This is a genomic window from Marinobacter sp. JSM 1782161 (assembly GCF_011421605.1).
Lineage (GTDB): Bacteria > Pseudomonadota > Gammaproteobacteria > Pseudomonadales > Oleiphilaceae > Marinobacter_A > Marinobacter_A bohaiensis.
Map to the genome: position 1 here is coordinate 414,107 of NZ_WSSA01000002.1, position 22,802 is coordinate 436,908.

The following is a 22,802-nucleotide window of genomic DNA, read 5'->3' on the forward strand; positions in this document are numbered from 1 at the left end:
AACGGAGAAAGATCTATGAGCCTTAATCCGAGAGACGTTGTCGTCGTCGATTGCGTGCGGACTCCGATGGGTCGTGCCAAGAACGGATGCTTCCGCAACGTGCGAGCGGAAAACCTGTCGGCTGCGCTGATCGACGCCATTTTCGAGCGCAACCCGAACCTGAACCCGAAAGAAGTGGAAGACGTGATCTGGGGCTGTGTCAACCAGACCCAGGAGCAGGGCTTCAACGTGGCGCGTCAGATTTCCTTGATGACCCGCATTCCGCACGAATCCGCGGCCCAGACCGTCAACCGCCTGTGTGGCTCCGCGATGACCGCGATCCATACGGCGGCCCAGGCCATCCAGACCAACAACGGTGAGGTCTTCATGGTGGGCGGTGTGGAGCACATGGGTCACGTGCCCATGACCTCCGGTTTCGATCACAACCCGGCCGCGTCCAAATACTCCGCCAAGGCGTCCAACATGATGGGCCTGACCGCGGAAATGCTGGCCAAGATGCACGGCATCACCCGCGAGCAGCAGGATGCGTTCGGTGCGCGCTCCCATCGTCTGGCTCACGAAGCCACGGTGGAAGGTCGCTTCAAGAACGAGATCGTGCCGATCCAGGGCCATGACGAGAACGGCTTCGTGAAGCTGATCGAGGAAGACGAAACCATTCGTCCGGAAACCACGGCCGAATCGCTCGGCCAACTGCGTCCGGCCTTCGATCCGAAGAACGGTACCGTGACCGCCGGCACGTCATCCCAGCTGACCGACGGTGCGTCGGCGATGCTGATGATGTCCGCCGAGCGCGCCGAAGCCCTGGGCCTGACCCCGATCGCCCGGGTGCGCAGCATGGCCGTGGCTGGCTGCGATCCCGCGATCATGGGCTACGGTCCGGTTCCGGCGACCAAGAAGGCCCTCAAGCGCGCCGGTCTGTCCGTCGAGGACATCGACTTCTGGGAGCTGAATGAGGCGTTTGCCGGCCAGTCGCTGCCGGTCCTCAAGGACCTGAAGCTGCTGGACGTGATGGACGAGAAGGTGAACCTCAACGGCGGCGCGATTGCCCTGGGGCACCCGCTGGGCTGCTCCGGCGCCCGGATCTCGACCACGCTGCTGAACGTCCTGCAGGCCAAGGGCGGTACGCTGGGTGTGTCCACCATGTGTATCGGTCTGGGGCAGGGCATCGCCACCGTTTGGGAGCGCGTCTGATCCTTCAGGCCTGAAACCAGAAGCCCGGCACTTGCCGGGCTTTTTTGTTGGCGCGATTGGAGGATTGGCTTGTATAAATGAAGAGTGACCCAATGATGGGTTGTGCTGGGCATCTTGACCCTGTAAAACAGAGCACCTATAAAACCTGCGAGCGGTCTATGCTGCTAGCAGCCTGATTTTTAGCCAATATTGAGATGCACTGAAGAGCTGTCGTCGGAGTCGGGGATTTCGGACACCTGTTCAGTGCCTCTCGGGTTCAGTGTGTGACGCTCCCGTTGAGAAGGGAGCCGATTGAGGAAGCAGATTCCGCTATGGGAAAAAGTCTCGTCATTGTCGAGTCACCGGCAAAAGCGAAAACCATCAACAAATACCTGGGCGACGATTTCGTCGTGAAGTCCAGCGTCGGGCACATTCGTGATCTGCCGGTAAGCGGAAGCGGTTCCCAGACCGATCCCAAGGAGCGTGCCCGCCAGGCCGCCCAGACTCGCAAGATGAATCCTGAGGAAAAGGCGGAGTACAAGAAGCGCAAGGCCCGTGAGCAGCTGGTCAACCGCATGGGCGTGGACCCGGATCGTAACTGGGAAGCCAATTACGAAGTGTTGCCGGGCAAGGAAAAGGTCGTCAACGAACTCAAGCGTCTGGCCAAGTCCGCCGACCACGTTTACCTCGCGACGGATTTGGACCGCGAAGGGGAGGCGATTGCCTGGCACCTGCAGGAAACCATCGGTGGCGAGCCCGACAAGTACCGGCGCGTGGTGTTCAACGAGATCACCAAGCGCGCTATCCAGGAGGCCTTCAAGGAGCCTGGGCAGCTCGATCGCAATCGCGTGAATGCCCAGCAGGCGCGTCGCTTCCTCGATCGCGTGGTGGGCTACATGGTGTCGCCGCTGCTGTGGAGCAAGCTGGCGCGGGGGCTGTCAGCCGGCCGGGTTCAATCCGTTGCGGTCCGTCTGATCGTTGAGCGTGAGCGGGAAATCCGCACCTTTATCCCGGAAGAGTTCTGGCAGGTCCACGCCGATCTGGCGGCGAAAGGCGTGAAGTCGCCGGTCCGCTTCGAAGTGGCGCGGGCCGATGGCAAGACATTCCGCCCGACCAGCGAGAAGGAAACCCAGGCGCACGTCGACAAGCTCAAGGCCGCCGCCTACCGGGTGGCCAAGCGCGAAGATAAGCCGACGCGGTCGCGCCCGAACGCGCCGTTTATCACCTCGACACTGCAGCAGGCGGCCAGCAACCGCATGAGCTTCAGCGTCAAGAAAACGATGATGCTGGCACAGCGCCTCTACGAGGCCGGTTTTATCACCTATATGCGGACTGACTCCACCAACCTGAGTCAGGACGCCATCTCCAGCGTACGCGAGTACATTGGCAAGCAGTTCGGCGACAAGTACCTGCCGGACGCACCCCGTGTCTACGGCAGTAAAGAAGGTGCGCAGGAGGCTCACGAGGCCATCCGCCCCACCGACGTCCAGCGCCGGCCGGCCGATATCAAGGGCCTGGAAAAGGACGCTGAGCGGCTCTACGACCTGATCTGGCGCCAGTTCATCGCCTGTCAGATGGCGGATGCCGAGTTCACCAGCACCTCGATCACCGTGGAGGCCGACGGCTACGAGCTGCGCACCCGCGGTCGCATCATCCGCTTCGACGGTTTCCTCAAGGCGGCGCCGCAGGCGTCCAAGAAGGACGAGGATGTTGCCCTGCCGGATATCAAGGTGGACGACAAGCTGGATCTGGCAAAACTGGATCCGACCCAGCACTTCACCAAGCCGGCGCCGCGCTACACGGAGGCGAGTCTGGTCAAGGAGCTGGAGAAGCGTGGAATCGGGCGCCCGTCCACCTACGCATCGATCATCTCCACGATCCAGGATCGGGGCTATGTGAAGCTGCAGAATCGCCGCTTCTACTCGGAGAAGATGGGCGACATTGTGACGGATCGCCTGTACGAGTCTTTCTCCAACCTGATGGATTACGACTTTACGGCCCGTCTCGAGGAAGAGCTGGACGAGATTGCCGAAGGTGATATCGACTGGAAGAACGTCCTCAACGGCTTTTACGAGCGCTTCAGCCAGCAGTTGGAAGAGGCCGGCTCGGACGATGAAGGCGGCATGCGCGGCAATACGCCGACGGAAACTGATATTCCGTGCCCGACCTGCGAGCGTCCCATGCAGATTCGTGTCGCCAGCACCGGTGTCTTCCTCGGCTGCTCCGGCTACAAGTTGCCGCCCAAGGAGCGCTGCAAAACGACGATCAACCTGGTGCCGGGCGACGAGGTGGTCTCGGCCGAAGACGACGTGGAAGGCGAGGGCGAGAGTCGCCTGCTGCGCAAGAAGCGGCGTTGCCCGAAGTGCGGTACCGCTATGGACAGCTACCTGATCGACGAAAAACGCAAGCTTCACGTTTGTGGTAACAACCCGGACTGCTCCGGCTTCGAAGTGGAAGAGGGTACCTTCCGCATCAAGGGTTACGACGGGCCGACGCTGGAATGTGATAAATGTGGCTCCGAGATGCAGTTGAAGACCGGCCGCTTCGGCAAGTACTTCGGCTGCACCAACAGCGAGTGCAAGAATACGCGCAAACTGCTGCGCAATGGCGAGCCCGCGCCGCCCAAGATGGATCCGGTGCCGATGCCGGAGCTTCCGTGTCAGAAGGTGGACGACACCTACGTCCTGCGGGACGGCGCATCAGGTCTGTTCCTGGCGGCGAGCAAGTTCCCCAAGAACCGGGAAACCCGGGCGCCGCTGGTGAAGGAGATCAAGCCGCATCGCGCTGAGATCGACCCCAAGTACCATTTCCTGGTCGATGCGCCGGAGAAAGACCCCGAGGGCAATCCCACGGTGATCCGCTACAGCCGCAAGACCAAGGAGCAGTATGTGATGAGCGAGAAGGACGGCAAGGCCACTGGCTGGAGTGCGTTCTACTCGAACGGCAAGTGGCAGCCCAAGGAAAAGAAGTAGGGCGCCAGGCCCTCTTGCGGCGACAGAGGTCGTCAGCTACTCCAGAATAAAGAAAGGGCCCTGTGGGGCCCTTTCTTTTTGTCTGCTTTTGCCCGAAGCTGCGATGGGATGCTAGTCCAGACCGCCCAGTTTGCGCAGTCGTGCCAGCAGGCTCGAGGTGTCCCAGCGCTCGCCGCCCATGTTCTGGACATCGGCGTAGAACTGGTCCACCAGGGCGGTGACGGGCAATGTCACGCCGCGCTCCCGGGCCTCCGTCAGGCAGATATTCAGATCCTTTCGCATCCAGTTCACGGCAAAGCCGTGATCGTACTGGCCGTCGATCATGGTTCCGGCGCGGTTTTCCATCTGCCAGGACTGGGCGGCGCCCTTGGAAATGACGTCGATCACCTGGCGTTGGTCAAGTCCGGACTTCTCGGCAAAGTACAGGCATTCCGACAGGCCCTGGACCAGGCCGGCAATGGCAATCTGGTTGACCATTTTTGTGAGCTGTCCCTTGCCTGGCTCGCCCATGCGGGTCACCGCCTTGCCGTACAGGTCCATCAACGGCTGCGCTTTGTCGAAAGCCGCCTGTTCGGCGCCGCACATGACCGTCAGCTGCCCGTTCTCGGCACCTTGCTGGCCGCCGGACACCGGAGCGTCGATGAATGACTGGCCGCGCTCACGGGCAGCCTGGGCGACGTCCTCGGTGACCTGGGCTGACACGGTGGTGTGGTCGATCAGGATGGCTTTTGGCGGGGCGTTGGCGATGATGCCGTCCGGCCCCAGGTAGACTTCCCGCAGATCCTTGTCGGCGCCCACGCACGTCATGACGAAATCCGCTTCCCGCACGGCGTCGGCCACGCTGGAGCTGGTTTTTCCGGTGTAGTCGCGGGCCCAGGCCTCGGCCTTCGCGGATGTGCGATTGAAAACCGTGACGTCGTGCCCGCCTCTGGCGAGATGGCCGGCCATCGGATAGCCCATGACCCCGAGTCCAATAAAGGTAACCTTGAACGGCATAGTGCTTGACTCCCTGATCGATTGATCGCGTTGGTGTGCAGGTCGCGCGGTCGCTTTGCTGCAGCGACGTTTGGTGCAACGAAAAAGGGCCGCACACTGTGCAGCCCTTTCGATCGTTGCCTGGCAAAGTGCTTACTTTGCAGGATAGTCGCGCTTGGATGAGCCGGTGTAAAGCTGGCGCGGACGGCCGATGCGGTAGTCGCCGCTGACCATTTCGTTCCAGTGGGAGAACCAGCCGATGGTCCGGGACATGGCAAAGATGACCGTAAACATGGAGGTCGGGATGCCGATGGCCTTGAGGATGATGCCGGAGTAGAAGTCCACGTTCGGGTACAGCTTGCGCTCGACGAAGTAGGGGTCTTCCAGTGCAATCTGCTCCAGACGTTGGGCGATGCGCAGCAGTGGATCGTTCTCCAGGCCCAGCTCGGACAGGACTTCGTGACAGGTCTCGCGCATAACCTTGGCGCGCGGGTCGAAGTTCTTGTAGACCCGGTGGCCGAAGCCCATCAGGCGGAACGGGTCGTCCTTGTCCTTGGCCTTGGCGATGAATCGCTCGATGTTCGCTTCGTCACCGATCTCGGCCAGCATGTCCAGTACGGCTTCGTTGGCGCCGCCGTGAGCCGGTCCCCACAGCGCGGCAATGCCGGAGGCGATGCAGGCGTAGGGGTTGGCGCCGGTGGAACCCGCCAGGCGTACGGTGGAGGTGGAGGCGTTCTGCTCATGGTCGGCGTGCAGGATGAAGATCTTGTCCATGGCCTTGGCCAGCACCGGATTGACCTTGTACTCCTCACACGGGTTGCCGAACATCATCTGCAGGAAGTTCTCGGCGTAATTCAGGTCGTTGCGCGGGTAGATAAAGGGCTGGCCGTTGGCGTACTTGTAACACCAGGCGGCGATGGTGGGCATCTTGGCAACCAGGCGATGGGCGGTGATTTCACGCTGCTCCTGGTTGGTGACGTCCATCTGGTCATGGTAGAAGGCCGACAGGGCGCCGACCACGCCGCACATGATGGCCATGGGATGCGCGTCGCGGCGGAAACCGCTGAAGAAATGACGCATCTGGTCGTGGATCATGGTGTGGTGCTTGACGGTATCCCGGAAGCGGGCGTTTTCTTCTGCGGTGGGCAGCTCGCCGTTGAGGAGCAGGTAACAGACTTCCAGGTAATCGGAGTTGTCGGCGAGTTGTTCGATGGGATAGCCGCGGTGCAGAAGAACACCATTGGCACCGTCAATGTAGGTGATCTTGGACTCGCAGGCTGCTGTCGATACGAAGCCTGGGTCATAGGTAAAGACGCCTTCCTGGACGAGACTTCTGACGTCGATTACGTCCGGACCTTCCGTGCCTGCGTATACGGGCAGCTCAATAGACTTATCACCCACCGAAAGCTGTGCTTTCTTGTCGGTCATGGTGCTCTCCTATATCAGCATTTCCAGCGTTAGAAAGGTTTCCGGAAGCTTCGCAGCAGAACTGCCGGGCAGGGGATCACCCTGACCGCCGCCGGTTGCTCTCTTGAAAACGCATATTATTGCAACAACACACCGTCAGGTCACGGCCGTGAACGCCCGATAGGTTCAGGGTTCAGGGGCTGCTTGGGGGCAGCCGTGTGCGCTACTTGGTTATTCCGCAAAACCGTCTGATTTCGGGTTAGAGCCCCGCATTGGGCCCCTAAACAGTTTTTAAGCGTGGCGGCAAAATATAGGGACTTGGCTTTTGTTGTCAATGCATGGAACAGGATTTGGGCTTGATGTATATCGGCAGGAAGTTCTAGTTTGGAATAATTGTATAGGTAGTTTCCGAGATTAGCCCTTTGTCTTACAACGAATTTTAGCTACCTAACAATAAAGAAGAGCTATGGTGGGAATTGATTCTAACTGCCCGCTCGCCGTGGGGTTTCCCCCGGTTGCCCGTTTGTAATTCAGGGGGGCACTCCTTATAATCCGTAGCCCGGAATCGGGGACATGCCAGTCTGGAACGCCAATGACGACGTTTCGTCAGCGCCGTGTTCTCCCTCCATGTTCTTGTCGCAAAAGAACACCTAACTAGACCAACCATCCGTCCGAATTTGCACGCCTGTAGATCGGACAAAAAGAGAGTGTGAGAGAGCTGTGAATAGCAAACGACCAGTAAATCTCGATCTCAGCAAGTTCCATTTCCCATTGCCGGCGATCACCTCGATCCTGCATCGTATCAGCGGAATCATTATCTTTATCGGTATTGCGTTCATGCTGTACGGGCTGCAACTGTCTCTGTCCGGAGAGAGTGGCTTCAATGCGGTTAGCGACCTGCTGGACAGCTTCCTGGCGAAGCTGATTGTCTGGGGCCTCCTGTCAGCCCTTCTTTACCATCTGGTAGCCGGTATCAAGCACCTGATTATGGACATGGGCTACTGCGAAGAGCTCCAGTCCGGTCGTATGGCCGCCAAGGCCACCGTGGTTATTTCCGTTATTCTGATCGTTCTCGCGGGGGTTTGGGTATGGTAAACAGCGTAACCAACCTGGGTCGCAGTGGTGTTTACGACTGGCTGATCCAGCGTGTCACGGCCTACGTTCTGGCGCTCTACACGCTGTTCCTGCTGGGCTTTGTCCTGTTCACAAACGTGGATTACGCCAGTTGGGCGGGTCTGTTCAATCAAACCTGGTTCCGGATTTTCAGCCTTCTGGCGCTCCTTTCTATCGGTGCGCACGCCTGGGTTGGGCTCTGGACCGTAACGACTGACTATATCAAGGCGACCGCACCGCGTTTTCTGGCGCAGGCCTTCTGTGGTGTTGTGATGTTCGTCTATGTCGTTTGGGGTGTACAGATTCTCTGGGGGCTTTAATCCATGTCTAATATCAAGACCATTTCCTATGATGCCATCGTCATTGGCGGTGGTGGCTCCGGCATGCGTGCCGCGCTGCAACTGACCGAGTCGGGCATGAATACCGCCTGTATCACCAAGGTGTTCCCGACCCGTTCCCATACGGTCTCCGCCCAGGGCGGTATCACGTGCGCCATTGCCAGTGCCGACCCCAACGACGATTGGCGCTGGCACATGTATGACACCGTCAAGGGTTCTGACTACATCGGTGACCAGGACGCGATCGAGTACATGTGTTCGGTCGGCCCGCAAGCCGTTTTCGAGCTTGAGCACATGGGGCTGCCTTTCTCCCGTACCGAGAACGGTCGTATCTATCAGCGTCCCTTCGGTGGTCAGTCCAAAGACTATGGTAAAGGCGGTCAGGCGGCGCGTACCTGTGCCGCGGCGGACCGTACCGGTCACGCCCTGTTGCATACGCTTTACCAAGCCAACCTCAAGGGTGGCACGACCTTCCTGAACGAGTGGTACGCGGTCGATCTGGTCAAGAATGCCAAGAACCAGGTGGTTGGTGTCATCGCCATTGAGATCGAGACCGGTGAAGTTGCCTACATCAAGGCGAAGGCCACTGTACTGGCGACAGGCGGTGCCGGTCGCATTTATGCTTCCACCACCAACGCGTTGATCAATACCGGCGACGGTATCGGTATGGCGCTGCGCGCCGGTTTCCCGGTGCAGGATATGGAGATGTGGCAGTTCCATCCGACCGGTATTCACGGTGCCGGTACGCTGGTGACCGAAGGTTGCCGGGGTGAGGGTGGTTACCTGATCAACTCCGAGGGCGAGCGCTTCATGGAGCGCTATGCGCCGAACGCGAAGGATCTGGCGGGTCGTGATGTGGTTGCTCGCTCGATGGTCATCGAGATTCTCGAGGGCCGCGGCGTGGGGCCCGACAAGGATCACGTCCTGTTGAAGCTGGATCACCTGGGTGAAGAAACCCTGAATCTGCGTCTGCCGGGCATCTGTGAGCTGTCGCGGACCTTCGCACACGTGGATCCGGTCAAAGAGCCGATCCCTGTTGTTCCGACCTGCCACTACATGATGGGTGGTATCCCGACTAACGTCGGCGGCCAGGCGATCAGCCAGGACGAAAACGGCAACGACGTCTTCATCGAGGGTCTGTTTGCCTGTGGTGAGGCGGCCTGCGTGTCGGTTCACGGCGCCAACCGTCTGGGCGGCAACTCGCTGCTGGACCTGGTTGTGTTTGGTCGCGCTGCCGGCCTGCATATCGAGAAGCAGCTGCGTGAGGGTTCTGAAGTCCTCGAGCCGACCGAAGAGGAAATCAAGCGTGCCATGGCTCGTCTTGACCGCCTCAACAGCACGACCGAAGGTGAGAGTGTTGCCGAGGTTCGCAAAGACCTGCAGAGCACCATGCAGCTTTACTTCGGCGTCTTCCGCGACGGCGAGAGCATGGAAAAAGGTCTCAAGAAGCTGGATGAGCTTGGCGAGCGGGTTCGCAACACCAAGCTGACCGATCGCAGCAATGCCTTCAACACTGATCGTGTCGAGGCGCTTGAACTGGACAACCTGTACGAAGTTGCTTATGCCACCGCGGTTTCAGCCATCGAGCGTAAGGAAAGTCGCGGCGCCCACGCGCGGAACGACTTTACCGAGCGTGACGACGAAAACTGGCTGAAGCATTCGCTGTACTTCCCGCTCGAGAAGCGTGTAGGTAAGCGTGATGTGAACTTCGCGCCGAAAACGGTTGATACATTCCAGCCGAAGATTCGGACCTACTAAGGGGGTGACGCAGAGATGTTGGTAAGCGTATATCGGTATAATCCCGAAACTGACAATGCGCCTTACATGCAGGATATTGAACTGGAAATTCCTGCCGGTAAGGATCTGATGGTGCTGGATGTCCTGAACCTGCTGAAGGAGAAGGACCCGTCACTGGCCTATCGTCGCTCCTGCCGCGAAGGCGTCTGCGGTTCCGACGGCCTCAACATGAACGGGAAAAACGGCCTTGGCTGTATCACCCCGATCTCGGAAGTCGTCAAGAAGGACAAGCTTGTGATCCGCCCGCTGCCGGGTCTGCCGGTGATGCGCGACCTGGTGGTCGACATGAGCCTGTTCTACAAGCAGTATGAGAAAATCCAGCCGTACCTGATCAACCATGATCCGGAACCGGCAATCGAACGCCTGCAATCCCCGGAAGAGCGGGAGAAGCTGGATGGCCTGTACGAGTGTATCCTCTGTGCATGCTGTTCCACTTCCTGTCCGTCCTTCTGGTGGAATCCGGACAAGTTCGTTGGCCCGGCCGGCCTGCTGCAGGCCTATCGGTTCCTCGCCGATAGTCGCGACCAGGCCCAGGAAGAGCGTCTGGCCAATATCGACGATCCGTTCAGTGTGTTCCGGTGCCGTGGCATCATGAACTGCGTCAGCGTGTGTCCCAAGGGGCTGAATCCGACCAAGGCGATTGGTCATATTCGCAGCCTTCTGCTTCAGCGGGCCACCTGATCTGCAGAGACTGACTTAGGCACTATACTGTTCTGATAATTTCGGCCTTCCCCGCTATTGGGTTTTGCCAAACTGATGGCTCAAACCAATGGCTAATACTCAACGCCGGGTAGGGGAGGCAGACTACGGAAGCCGTGACGTGGGCGTCACTGCCCTCTGAGCGGCTTTGCTGAGTTTAACCACCGGGGAACGGAATAATTCCGTGCGATCTCTGTGGTGGCAGCAGCCATCAGCCTTCAATTTGTAGGGTGACTGTTTTTGCCCGTTGCCATCCCTGGGTTGCTCCCCGCTCCAGTCCGAGGTGAGCTATTCAAAATGCATGAAAGCGTCATGGAGCAGTTATGGCAGACATCCCACCTGCAGGGCGGGAATCTGACCTATGTTGAAGAGCTTTTTGAAACTTATCTAACCGATCCCAATGCGATTCCTGAGGAATGGCGTAACTATTTCGACAAACTGCCCCGTGTTGAAGGCTCCCCGGGGAGGGACGTCTCCCACAACGCGATCCGCGAACAGTTTGAGCATATCTCCCGCAATCAACGTCGCCTGGCCCTGGGTGGTGTTCCTGCTTCGGCAACCTCCGATGCCGACCGTAAGCAAATCCGTGTCCTTCAGCTGATCAACGCCTACCGCTTCCGCGGTCACCAGCAAGCCCAGCTCGATCCCCTGGGGGTCTGGGAACGACAGCCGGTGGAAGATCTGGAAATTGGTTTCCACGATCTGAGCGATGCTGACATGGAGCTGGAATTCCAGACCGGTTCCCTGAACTTCGGCGCGGAAACCATGAAGCTGCGCGACATCGTCGACGGTCTGAACCAGACCTATTGCGGCAGCATTGGCGCGGAATACATGCATGTCGTGGACACGCGCATCAAGCGCTGGTTCCAGCAGCGCATGGAGCCGGTGCGTTCGCGTCCGGAGTACGAAGCCAAGACCCGCAAGCACATCCTTGAGCGCCTGACCGCTGCCGAGGGGCTGGAGAAGTATCTGGGCTCCCGCTACCCGGGTGTCAAGCGCTTCGGCCTGGAAGGCGGCGAGACACTGATTCCGTGCGTCGACGAGCTGATCCAGCGTGCCGGTAGCTACGGCGCCAAGGAAATTGTCATCGGGATGGCTCACCGCGGCCGTCTCAACGTTCTGGTCAACACGCTGGGCAAGAACCCGCGAGAGCTGTTCGACGAGTTCGAGGGCAAGAAGCTGGCGGACGTCGGCTCCGGTGACGTGAAATACCACCAGGGCTTCTCGTCCAACGTGATGACTGAGGGCGGCGAAGTGCATCTGGCGCTGGCCTTCAATCCGTCGCATCTGGAAATCGTCTCTCCGGTTGTCGAAGGCTCCGTACGGGCCCGTCAGACACGCCGTGAGGATCCGGACGGCACCCAGGTTGTGCCGATCATCATGCACGGTGACGCGGCGTTCGCCGGTCAGGGCGTGGTGATGGAAACCTTCCAGATGTCCCAGACCCGGGGCTACGGTGTGGGCGGTACCATTCACATCGTCATCAACAACCAGGTTGGTTTCACCACCAGCAAGCAGGAAGACGCCCGTTCCACCGAATACTGCACCGACGTGGCCAAGATGGTTCAGGCTCCGATCCTGCACGTTAACGGTGACGATCCCGAGGCGGTCATGTTTGCCACCCAGATGGCCATGGACTACCGCAACGAATTCAAGCGGGACGTGGTCATCGATCTGGTCTGCTATCGTCGTCGCGGCCATAACGAGGCCGATGAACCGTCTGCGACCCAGCCGGTCATGTACGACAAGATCCGCAAGCACAAGACCACTCGCGATCTCTACGCCCAGCAATTGCTGTCCGCCGGTCTTATTGCCGAAGACGAAGCCAAGAGCATGGAACTGGAGTACCGCGACGCGCTCGACAAGGGCGATCACGTGGTCAAGTCCCTGGTCAAGGAGCCGAACAAGGAGCTCTACGTCGACTGGCAGCCGTACCTGGGTCACGAGTGGACCGCGCGCTGCAAGACCAGTGTCGGCCTGCGCACCATCCAGCGTCTGGGCAAGAAGATGGGCCAGCTGCCGGAAGGCTTTGCGGTCCAGCGCCAGGTGTCCAAGATCGTCGATGACCGCAACAAGATGACCCAGGGCGCCCTGCCGATTAACTGGGGCTATGGCGAGGTCATGGCGTACGCAACGCTGCTTAACGAAGGCCACCCGATCCGCCTGACCGGTCAGGATGTTGGGCGTGGTACCTTCTCGCACCGTCATGCCGTGCTGCATAACCAGAAGAACGGCGACGTTCATATTCCGTTGGCGGACCTGTCCGAGAAGCAGCCGAAGTTCGAGCTTTACGACTCGCTGCTCTCCGAAGAAGCCGCCATGGCGTTTGAATATGGTTATTCCACCACCAAACCGGACGCGCTGATCGTCTGGGAGGCTCAGTTTGGCGACTTTGCCAACGGTGCCCAGGTGGTGATCGACCAGTTCCTGACCAGTGGCGAGCACAAGTGGGGCCGTCTGTGTGGCCTGACACTGCTGCTGCCGCACGGTTACGAAGGTCAGGGGCCGGAACACAGCTCGGCGCGCCTGGAGCGTTACCTGCAGCTGTGTGCCGAGCACAATATCCAGGTCTGTGTCCCGACCACGCCGGCCCAGGTCTTCCACATGCTGCGCCGCCAGGTGAAGCGCCCGCTGCGTAAGCCGCTCGTCGCGATCACGCCGAAGAGTCTGCTGCGTCACAAGGAAGCGACCTCCGGCCTGGATGACCTGACCCAGGGCACGTTCCAGACCGTTCTGCCGGAGAAGGAACCGACTGATCCCAAGAAGGCCCGGCGCCTGATTCTCTGTAGTGGCAAGGTCTATTTCGACCTGCTGGAGAAAAAGAAGGCAGAAGGCCGTGACGATGTGGCCATCGTCCGACTGGAGCAGCTGTACCCGTTCCCGGCCGACGACCTGGACGAGGTGCTCAAGCCTTACACCAAGCTGACTCATGCGGTCTGGTGTCAGGAAGAGCCGATGAACCAGGGCGCTTGGTACTCCAGCCAGCACCATATGCGCCAGGCGCTCCACCGCCATAATCCGAAACTGTATCTTCAGTATGCGGGTCGGGATGCCTCTGCCGCACCTGCGTGCGGGCACCTCTCGGTACACATTGAAGAGCAGAAAAAACTGGTTAACGACGCGTTCGAAGTTTGACGAGTTACCGAATTTAAGGATCCGAGATGTCAACTGAAATTAAAGCTCCCGTATTTCCAGAATCCGTCGCTGAGGGCACGGTTGCAACGTGGCACAAGCAGCCGGGCGAAGCCGTTGAACGTGACGAACTGATCGTCGATATCGAGACCGACAAGGTCGTCCTCGAAGTGGTTGCGCCGGCGGACGGCGTGATCGAGGAAATCGTCAAGGGCGAGGGCGACACCGTCGAAAGCGGCGAAGTCGTCGGCAAGTTCAAGGAAGGCGCGGCCGGCAGTGCACCGGCAGCCAAACCGGCGGAAGAAGAGAGCAAGGCCGAGGCGCCGAAGGCAGAAGCCGAAAGCAAGCCGGCCGGTGGCGAGGCGATCCTGAGCCCGGCCGCCCGTAAGCTGGCGGACGAAAATGGCGTTGATCCCAATGCCGTGCAGGGCACCGGTAAAGATGGCCGAGTGACCAAGGAAGACGTGCAGAAGCACATCGATTCCGGCAGCAAGCCGGCAGCAGCACCGGCGGCGACCGCAGCACCGGCCGCTGACGTGGCCCCGGGCGAGCGTCCCGAGAAGCGTGTTCCGATGACCCGTCTGCGTGCCAGCATCGCCAAGCGTCTGGTGAATGCGCAGCAGAGCGCCGCCATGCTGACGACTTTCAACGAAGTCAACATGAAGCCGGTGATGGAACTGCGTAAGCAGTACAAGGAAACCTTCGAGAAGCGCCATGGCGTCAAGCTGGGTTTCATGTCCTTCTTCGCCAAGGCGGCCACCGAAGCCCTCAAACGTTTCCCGGCGGTGAACGCCTCCATCGACGGAAACGACATGGTCTATCACGGTTACCAGGATATCGGCGTTGCCGTGTCCACCGATCGCGGTCTGGTGGTCCCGGTGGTACGCGATGTCGACGGGCTGGGCCTGGCGGATATCGAGAAGACCATCATCGAGTACGGTACCAAGGCCCGCGATGGCAAGCTGGGTATCGAAGACATGACGGGCGGCACCTTCACCATCACCAACGGCGGTATCTTCGGCTCGCTGATTTCCACGCCGATCCTGAACCCGCCGCAGACCGCTATCCTGGGCATGCACAAGATCCAGGAGCGTCCGATGGCCGTTAACGGCCAGGTGGAAATCCTGCCGATGATGTACCTGGCGCTGTCATACGACCACCGCATGATCGACGGCAAGGAAGCGGTTCAGTTCCTGGTCGCCATCAAGGAAATGCTCGAAGATCCGGCGCGGATCCTGCTGGACGTCTGAACCGGTTAATCAACACATCAGAGATACAGGATAGAAAATGGCAGATAAGTTCGATGTAATCGTCATCGGTGCGGGCCCCGGGGGCTACGTTGCCGCGATCAAGGCGGCCCAGCTGGGCATGAACGTCGCGTGTGTTGAGAACTGGACTTCCAAGGACGGTAAGAGCCAGGTGCTGGGTGGTACCTGTCTGAACGTGGGTTGTATCCCGTCCAAGGCGCTGCTGGAGATCTCCCACAAGTTTGAGGAAGCCAGCCACGACTTCGCCGATCAGGGCATCGAGGTCAAGGACCCGAGCATCAACATCGCCAAGATGATGGAGCGCAAGGACGGCATCGTGAAGCAGCTGACCGGCGGCATTGCCCAGCTGTTCAAGGCCAATGGCGTGACCCCGATCCACGGTCGTGGCCGGGTTCTGGCCAACCGTCAGGTGGAAGTCACCGACAACGACGGCAAGACCAAGAACTACGAAGCGGACAACGTCATCATCGCGACCGGTTCCAACCCGATCGAGATCCCGCCGGCCCCGATGACCGAAGGTTTCATCGTGGACTCCGAAGGCGCCCTGGAATTCGATGAAGTGCCCAAGCGTCTGGGCGTCATCGGTGCGGGTGTCATCGGCCTGGAGCTGGGCAGCGTCTGGTCGCGCCTGGGTTCCGAAGTCACGGTTCTGGAAGCTCTGGACACTTTCCTGCCGGCTGTAGACCAGCAGGTCGCGAAGGATGCCCAGAAGCAGTTCAAGAAGCAGGGCCTGGACATCAAGTTGAAGGCACGCGTCACCGGCACCTCCGTCAAGCGTAACCTGGTCAACGTGACCTACGAGGACGCCAAGGGCGAGCAGGAGCAGAAGTTCGACAAGCTGATCGTCGCGGTGGGCCGTCGTCCGAATACGGACAACCTGCTGGCCGCCGACAGCGGTGTGAACCTGGACGAGCGTGGTTTCATCTTTGTTGATGACAACTGCCAGACCGATGCGCCGGGCGTTTTCGCCATCGGCGACGTGGTTCGCGGTCCGATGCTGGCGCATAAAGCGTCGGAAGAGGGCATCATGGTGGTTGAGCGCATCGCCGGCCACAAGCCGCAAGTCAACTACGACTGCATCCCGAACGTGATCTACACCTTCCCGGAAGTAGCCTGGGTCGGCAAGACCGAAGAGCAGCTGAAGGCCGAAGGTGAAGCCTACAAGGTCGGCACCTTCCCGTTCGCGGCCAACGGTCGTGCCATGGCGGCCAACGCAGCCACCGGCATGGTCAAGATCATCGCCGACGAGAAGACCGATCGCATTCTCGGTTTCCATGTCACCGGTCCGCAGGCGTCCGAGCTGGTCGCCCAGGGCGTGATTGCCATGGAATTCGGTTCCAGCGCGGAAGATCTCGCGCTGACCTGTTTCGCGCATCCGACTCTGTCCGAGTCTGTGCACGAGGCCGCACTTGCAGCGGGAAGCGGCGCGATTCACGTCGCTAGCAAGCGCAAGAAAAAATAATAAGGGGCAGGGCCGGTTTATCCGGCCCTCCTTGTAACAATAAAGACGAGAGGGGAACAACGGAGCACCACGATACGGACAAGCGTTTCCGGTTCAGTCGGTTGTCTTTCGGTTGAAGGAAAACGCGTCTGAACGTCGGTCCATGAGGGGCGGGTTTCCGGCTTCTCGCGCTCGTCCGGAGTGCTTACAACGAATTCGCTTTACGCGGGTTCCAATCCCAAAGGGAGAGACCGGGCCGCTGTACGCCGTGGGCGTCAAGGCAGTCGGTTCTTTCTTCCGTGGTTTATTCCATATAAGAGTGGGACAACGTTATGAATTTGCACGAATATCAGGGCAAGCAGCTATTCGCTGAATATGGCCTGCCGGTTTCCAAAGGTATCGCCTGCGATACTCCGCAGGACGCAGTGGCTGCAGCTGCTGAGATTGGCGGTGAGCGCTGGGTTGTGAAGGCCCAGGTTCACGCTGGTGGTCGCGGCAAGGCTGGCGGCGTCAAGCTGGTCAGCAGCAAGGACGAAATCCGTGAATTCGCGGAGTACTGGCTGGGCCGCAATCTGGTGACCTACCAGACTGACGAGAACGGTCAGCCGGTCGCCAAGATCCTGGTTGAAGATCTGACCGACATCGACCAGGAACTGTACCTGGGTGCGGTCGTTGACCGTGGCAGCCGTCGGATCGTTTTCATGGCCTCCACCGAAGGCGGTGTCGAGATCGAGAAGGTTGCCGAGGAAACCCCGGAAAAAATCCTGAAGGCAGAAGTCGACCCGCTGGTCGGTGCGCAGCCGTACCAGGGTCGTGAGCTGGCTTTCAAACTGGGCCTGAAAGGCGACCAGATCAAGCAGTTCGTCAAGATCTTCCTGGGTCTGGCCAAGCTGTTCGAAGACAAGGATCTGGCCCTGCTGGAAATCAACCCGCTGGTCATCACGCCGGCAGGCAACCTGCACTGCCTGGACGCGAAGATTGGCGTTGACGGCAACGCCCTGTACCGTCAGCCGCAGATCCGCGAGATGCACGATCCTTCCCAGGAAGATCAGCGCGAAGCAGATGCCGCGAAATGGGAGCTGAACTACGTCGCTCTGGAAGGCAACATCGGCTGCATGGTTAACGGTGCTGGCCTGGCCATGGGCACCATGGACATCGTCAAGCTGAACGGCGGTCAACCGGCGAACTTCCTTGACGTCGGTGGCGGTGCCACCAAAGAGCGCGTTACCGAAGCGTTCAAGATCATCCTGTCTGACGATGCCGTTAAGGCGGTTCTGGTCAACATCTTCGGCGGTATCGTCCGTTGCGACATGATCGCGGAAGGCATCATCGGTGCCGTTAAGGAAGTGGGCGTCAAAGTTCCTGTCGTGGTTCGCCTGGAAGGCAACAATGCCGAACTGGGTTCCAAAGTACTGGCAGACAGTGGCCTGAACATCATCCCGGCTACCAGTCTGACGGATGCTGCACAGCAAGTCGTAAAAGCCGCGGGAGGTAAGTAATGAGCGTCCTGATCAACAAAGACACCAAAGTGATCTGCCAGGGTTTCACTGGCTCACAAGGCACCTTCCACTCCGAGCAGGCGCTTGAGTACGGCACCCAGATGGTGGGCGGTGTTTCTCCGGGCAAAGGTGGCACCGAGCACCTGGGTCTGCCGGTCTTCAACACCGTTCGCGAAGCGGTTGAAGCTACTGGCGCCCAGGCGACCGTGATCTACGTTCCGGCGCCGTTCTGTAAGGATGCCATCATCGAAGCGGCAGACGCCGGCCTTGAGCTGATCGTCTGCATCACCGAGGGCATCCCGACCATCGACATGCTCTACGCGAAAGAGTACGTCGATCGTAAAGGCGTTCGCATGATTGGCCCGAACTGCCCGGGCGTGATCACTCCGGACGAGTGCAAGATCGGCATCATGCCGGGTCACATCCACAAGAAAGGCAAGGTCGGCATCGTATCCCGTTCCGGTACCCTGACTTACGAAGCGGTCAAGCAGACCACTGACTTCGGCTACGGTCAGTCCACCTGTATCGGTATCGGCGGTGACCCGATCCCGGGTTCCAACTTCATCGATATCCTGAAGCTGCTGCAGGACGATCCTGAGACGCAGGCCATCGTGATGATCGGTGAGATCGGTGGTACCGCTGAGGAAGAAGCCGCAGCCTTCATCAAGGACAACGTGACCAAGCCAGTCGTGTCCTACATCGCCGGTGTGACGGCGCCTCCGGGCAAGCGTATGGGCCACGCCGGTGCGATCATCGCCGGTGGTAAGGGCACCGCGGACGACAAGTTCGCCGCTCTGGAAAGCGCTGGCGTCAAGACCGTTCGCAGTCTGGCTGAAATCGGCCAGGCTCTGAAAGAGGTCACTGGCTGGTAAGGGCGCAGGCCTGAACCTCCAAGCCCCTGTTTTCTCCCTCTGGAGAAAGCAGGGGTTTTTTCGTTTCAGAATGACCGGTTTCGGCGCGATTGCTGTCACAATCCGGTTTTTAGCGTTAACCTGCCCGGTTCATCAGTTATAATCCTGGGCGAGGATATCGACCGACTGAGATTATTCGCCGTTGCGAAACGGTGTTTGAGTGTTCCAGTTCCCATTAAGGAGTTCATGCTTTGAGTTCTGTAGATCCCCAGCAGCGCGTGCTGTCTGGTATGCGTCCCACCGGAAAACTGCATCTTGGCCACTACCACGGTGTGCTCAAGAACTGGGTGAAACTCCAGCATGAATTCGAATGTTTCTTTTTCATCGCCGACTGGCACGCGTTGACCACCCAGTACGACGACACGCGCGGCATTGAGGCCAGCGTCTGGGATATGGTGGTCGACTGGCTGGCGGCCGGGGTCAACCCGGGTTCGGCGACGATCTTCATCCAGTCCAAGGTACCGGAGCACGCGGAGTTGCACCTGCTGCTGTCCATGATTACCCCGCTGGGTTGGCTCGAGCGCATTCCCACCTACAAGGACCAGCAGGAGAAGCTGCGCGAGAAAGATCTCGCGACGTACGGCTTCCTGGGTTACCCGCTGCTGCAGAGCGCCGACATCCTGCTGTACCGGGCCGGCCGCGTGCCGGTTGGCGCCGACCAGGTTTCCCACGTGGAAATCACTCGGGAGATTGCCCGTCGCTTCAACCACATCTATGGACGTGAGCCGGGTTTTGAAGAGCAGGCGGAAGCCGCCATCACCAAGATGGGCAAGAAGAACGCCAAGCTGTACCGTTCGCTCAAGCGCAAGTACCAGGAAGAGGGCGACGCCGAGGCCCTCGACCGCGCGCGGGCGCTGCTCAAGGAACAGCAGAACATCTCCATGGGAGACAGCGAACGGCTGTATGGCTATATCGAGGGCGGCGGCAAGGTCATCCTGCCGGAACCCCAGCCGCTGCTGACACCGGATTCCAAAATGCCGGGGCTGGATGGACAGAAGATGTCCAAGTCCTATCAGAACACCATCGGTCTTCGGGAAGAGCCGGACGCCGTTGCCCAGAAAGTCCGTGTGATGCAGACCGATCCCCAGCGGGTTCGTCGCACCGATCCGGGGGAGCCGGAAAAGTGCCCGGTCTGGGGACTTCACAAGGTTTACTCCGACGATCAGACCAAGGAATGGGTCCAGCACGGTTGTCGCAGCGCCGGCATCGGCTGCCTGGACTGCAAGAAACCGTTGATCGACGCCATCGTTGAGGAACAGCGACCGCTGCACGAGCGGGCGCGGGAATACGAACAGAATCCGGAGTTGATTCGCTCGATCATCGAAGAAGGCTGTGAGCGCGCGCGGGATGCCGCCCGTGAAACCCTGGATGAGGTGCGCCACGCCATGGGGCTGTCCTACCGCTGATGATGCAGGGTGCCGTGACAGGAAGCCGGGATGACTGACGATCAGCCAATGCCGCAGGCGGACGAGCAGGCTCCGCCATCGGAAAGCGCCGCTGAAGCCGCGTCTGCGGATGTAGACGCGATTGCCCGAGTGCTCGGGAATCCCGTCAAGGAGCTGCCACAGGATCTTTATATCCCACCGGACGCGCTTGCGGTCTTCCTGGAGGCCTTCGAGGGCCCCCTTGATCTGCTGCTTTACCTGATCCGGCGTCAGAACATGGATATCCTGGATATCGATGTCAGCGAGATCACGCGCCAGTATATGGAGTACATCAACGTCGCCGAATCCATGCGTTTCGAGCTGGCGGCCGAATATCTGGTGATGGCCGCGACCCTGGCCGAGATCAAATCGCGCATGTTGCTGCCTCGGCAGGAGAGTGAGGAAGAGGAGGAGCTCGATCCGCGTGCTGAGCTGATCCGGCGACTGCAGCAATACGAGCGCTTCAAGAAGGCGGCTGAAGACCTGGATGAACTGCCGCGGATGGAACGTGAGCACTTTGCGTCGTCCGCCTCGCTGCCACGACTGCCCGACAGCCAGGTGCACCCCGACGTCGACCTCAAGGACATGCTGCTGGCGCTTCGGGACGTGCTGCGTCGTGCCGATCTTTTCACCAGTCACCAGGTGGAAAAGGAGAGACTGTCGACACGGGAGCGCATGTCGCACATCCTGTCGCGGCTCACCGACGACCGCTTCGTCACGTTCGAAAGCCTGTTTACGATCGAAGAAGGGCGGCTGGGTGTCGTGGTGACGTTCCTGGCCACGCTGGAGCTGGTCAAGGAGCAGCTCATCGAAGTGGTCCAGGCGGAAGTTCTCGGCTCGATCCATGTCCGTGCCCGGGCCGCCAACTGATTGGCAGAAACGTCATGAACGAAGAACAGATACACCGTATCCAGAACATCATCGAGGCGGCACTGCTGGCCGCTGCCAAGCCCCTGAGCCTGGATCAGCTGCGGGAGCTTTTCGGCGAGGACGAACGTCCCGCCCGCCAGGTGATGGAGCACGCGCTGAGCCAACTGGAACAGGCCTGCGAATCGCGCAGTTACGAGCTGCGTAAAGTGGCGAGCGGCTATCGCCTGCAGATTCGCGAGGACTACGCCCGCTGGGTGGGGCGGCTGTTTGAGGAAAAGCCGCAGCGTTATTCCCGCGCCCTGCTGGAAACGCTGGCCCTGATTGCCTATCGCCAGCCAATCACCCGTGGCGAAATTGAGGACATCCGGGGTGTCACGGTTAGCAGCAATATCATCCGCACGCTTATGGAACGAGAATGGGTCCGTGTTGTCGGCCATAAAGACGTGCCAGGACGCCCGGCCATGTACGCCACGACCCGGCAGTTCCTTGACTACTTCAACATGAAGTCCCTGGAGCAGTTACCGCCGCTGTCCGAGATCCGCGACCTGGAGGAAATCGGGCGAGAGATCGAACAGAAGATCCAGGCGGAGATCCCGTTCGATGCTTCCGGGGACGCGAACGACGATGACCGGAGCGCTTCCGGTGATGACGACCACAACGAATCCATTTCCGGGACGCTACACTGATTGCGTGACAGACTTGCACGCAAGACAACGTATCGATCCCGTAACGCTTGAAGGAATCTTTCATGTCGCAAAAAGGCGACTCACGGCCGGACCGTTCATCTCGTCCGGGCTCATCCAAACACCAGCCAACGCGCCAGGCACTGCCACCGGAGCGTTTGCAGAAAGTCCTCTCCCGCGCAGGCGTCGGCTCGCGCCGTGAGGTGGAAGCATGGATCGAGCAGGGGCGCATCACGGTCAACAAAGACGTGGCGGTACCGGGCCAGAAGGTCACGGTGAACGACGCGATCTACCTGGACGGTAAGCCGGTCAGTATCGAGGCGGCCCAGGCTCCGGTACGGCGTGTGCTGATGTACAACAAGCCGGAGGGGGAAGTAACGACCCGCAACGACCCGGAAGGGAGACCGACGGTTTTCGATCGCCTGCCGCGGCTCAAAGACCAGCGCTGGATCGCCATTGGCCGGCTTGATATCAATACGACGGGGCTGATGCTGTTCACGACCGATGGTGAGCTGGCCAATCGTCTGATGCACCCGTCCTATGAAGTGGATCGTGAGTACGCGGTGCGTATCTTCGGCGAGGTCGACGAGGCCATGACCGAGAGATTGCAGGAAGGCGTATTGCTGGAAGATGGTATGGCCCGCTTCTCCGACATCAGTAGCGGCGGTGGTTCCGGCATGAACCACTGGTTTCACGTCACCCTGTTCGAAGGGCGTAACCGCGAGGTGCGGCGTCTGTGGGAATCCCAGGGCGTGAAGGTCAGTCGACTCAAGCGCGTTCGCTTCGGTCCAGCCATGTTGCCAAGCCGTCTCAGCATGGGGCGCTGGGAAGAGATGGATCAGCGGGGCGTTGATGCGCTGAGCCGACAGGTAGGGCTGGATCCGCTGGCGCTTCCGGCCAAGACCCCGGGGGAGGCCGCGGCCCATCGGCGACAGCAGCGCAAGAAAGCCCCGCGCAAGCCGGGTGGTTTTCGCAAGGGCGCGATATCAACGCGTCCGCAGGAAAAATCCGCCGCTGGCCCCGATAAAGCCCAGCGCCGGGGTGGACCACGTTCCAGGCCCCGGGATCACGGTAAGCGCTGATCAGGGGCTCCCGCTCTCAGA

General features: G+C 59.8%; 17 protein-coding genes. 15 read left to right on the top strand and 2 right to left on the bottom strand.

Going from position 1 to position 22,802, the window contains the following annotated elements:
* The first annotated feature begins 15 nt into the window (after nt 1-15).
* Nucleotides 16-1,191: an acetyl-CoA C-acyltransferase FadA gene (fadA, locus tag GQB00_RS01860; RefSeq protein WP_111496385.1), complete on the top strand. Its 1,176-nt coding sequence runs from the start codon at nt 16-18 to the stop codon at nt 1,189-1,191.
* A gap of 311 nt (nt 1,192-1,502) precedes the next feature.
* Nucleotides 1,503-4,142, top strand: coding sequence for a type I DNA topoisomerase (topA, locus tag GQB00_RS01865; RefSeq protein WP_165855026.1), 2,640 nt, complete (start codon nt 1,503-1,505; stop codon nt 4,140-4,142).
* A gap of 111 nt (nt 4,143-4,253) precedes the next feature.
* On the opposite strand, the gene GQB00_RS01870 is transcribed toward topA, so the two are convergent.
* Nucleotides 4,254-5,138 (bottom strand): NAD(P)-dependent oxidoreductase, encoded by an 885-nt coding sequence (locus GQB00_RS01870; protein ID WP_165855027.1) that lies wholly within the window; start codon nt 5,136-5,138, stop codon nt 4,254-4,256.
* A gap of 132 nt (nt 5,139-5,270) precedes the next feature.
* Nucleotides 5,271-6,545 carry a citrate synthase gene (gene gltA / locus GQB00_RS01875; protein ID WP_111496382.1) on the bottom strand — a complete coding sequence of 425 codons (1,275 nt, stop codon included), beginning with the start codon at nt 6,543-6,545 and terminating at the stop codon, nt 5,271-5,273.
* A 699-nt stretch (nt 6,546-7,244) separates the two neighbouring features.
* Here gltA and sdhC point away from each other — a divergent pair.
* From sdhC to rluB, 13 genes are all read left to right on the top strand, one after another.
* Complete coding sequence (gene sdhC, locus GQB00_RS01880; protein WP_111496381.1) at nt 7,245-7,619, top strand: succinate dehydrogenase, cytochrome b556 subunit; 375 nt, start codon at nt 7,245-7,247, stop codon at nt 7,617-7,619.
* On the top strand, nt 7,613-7,957 hold the full coding sequence (gene sdhD / locus GQB00_RS01885) for a succinate dehydrogenase, hydrophobic membrane anchor protein (RefSeq protein WP_111496380.1): 345 nt from the start codon (nt 7,613-7,615) through the stop codon (nt 7,955-7,957). The genes sdhC and sdhD overlap by 7 nt, the downstream gene beginning before the upstream one ends.
* Before the next feature lie 3 nt (nt 7,958-7,960).
* Nucleotides 7,961-9,733 (top strand): succinate dehydrogenase flavoprotein subunit, encoded by a 1,773-nt coding sequence (gene sdhA / locus GQB00_RS01890; protein ID WP_165855028.1) that lies wholly within the window; start codon nt 7,961-7,963, stop codon nt 9,731-9,733.
* A gap of 15 nt (nt 9,734-9,748) precedes the next feature.
* Nucleotides 9,749-10,453: a succinate dehydrogenase iron-sulfur subunit gene (locus GQB00_RS01895; protein WP_165855029.1), complete on the top strand. Its 705-nt coding sequence runs from the start codon at nt 9,749-9,751 to the stop codon at nt 10,451-10,453.
* A gap of 315 nt (nt 10,454-10,768) precedes the next feature.
* Entirely contained in the window at nt 10,769-13,606 is a 2,838-nt protein-coding gene (locus GQB00_RS01900; RefSeq protein ID WP_111496377.1) for a 2-oxoglutarate dehydrogenase E1 component, read from the top strand.
* A gap of 26 nt (nt 13,607-13,632) precedes the next feature.
* Nucleotides 13,633-14,853, top strand: a complete 1,221-nt coding sequence (gene odhB, locus GQB00_RS01905; protein WP_111496376.1) for a 2-oxoglutarate dehydrogenase complex dihydrolipoyllysine-residue succinyltransferase — start codon at nt 13,633-13,635, stop codon at nt 14,851-14,853.
* Between the two features lie 37 nt (nt 14,854-14,890).
* Nucleotides 14,891-16,333 carry a dihydrolipoyl dehydrogenase gene (gene lpdA, locus GQB00_RS01910; RefSeq protein ID WP_111496375.1) on the top strand — a complete coding sequence of 481 codons (1,443 nt, stop codon included), beginning with the start codon at nt 14,891-14,893 and terminating at the stop codon, nt 16,331-16,333.
* 311 nt (nt 16,334-16,644) lie between these two features.
* A complete protein-coding gene (gene sucC, locus GQB00_RS01915) occupies nt 16,645-17,811 on the top strand; it encodes an ADP-forming succinate--CoA ligase subunit beta (RefSeq protein ID WP_111496374.1) in 1,167 nt (388 codons plus the stop codon).
* Nucleotides 17,811-18,683 carry a succinate--CoA ligase subunit alpha gene (gene sucD, locus GQB00_RS01920; protein ID WP_111496373.1) on the top strand — a complete coding sequence of 291 codons (873 nt, stop codon included), beginning with the start codon at nt 17,811-17,813 and terminating at the stop codon, nt 18,681-18,683. Before sucC ends, sucD begins: the two co-directional genes overlap by 1 nt.
* A gap of 230 nt (nt 18,684-18,913) precedes the next feature.
* Nucleotides 18,914-20,128 carry a tryptophan--tRNA ligase gene (locus tag GQB00_RS01925; RefSeq protein ID WP_204355775.1) on the top strand — a complete coding sequence of 405 codons (1,215 nt, stop codon included), beginning with the start codon at nt 18,914-18,916 and terminating at the stop codon, nt 20,126-20,128.
* A 30-nt stretch (nt 20,129-20,158) separates the two neighbouring features.
* Nucleotides 20,159-21,016 carry a segregation and condensation protein A gene (locus tag GQB00_RS01930; RefSeq protein WP_111496372.1) on the top strand — a complete coding sequence of 286 codons (858 nt, stop codon included), beginning with the start codon at nt 20,159-20,161 and terminating at the stop codon, nt 21,014-21,016.
* Between the two features lie 14 nt (nt 21,017-21,030).
* On the top strand, nt 21,031-21,702 hold the full coding sequence (gene scpB, locus GQB00_RS01935; protein WP_165855030.1) for an SMC-Scp complex subunit ScpB: 672 nt from the start codon (nt 21,031-21,033) through the stop codon (nt 21,700-21,702).
* 62 nt (nt 21,703-21,764) lie between these two features.
* A complete protein-coding gene (gene rluB, locus GQB00_RS01940; protein WP_111496370.1) occupies nt 21,765-22,781 on the top strand; it encodes a 23S rRNA pseudouridine(2605) synthase RluB in 1,017 nt (338 codons plus the stop codon).
* Nucleotides 22,782-22,802 lie beyond the last annotated feature (21 nt).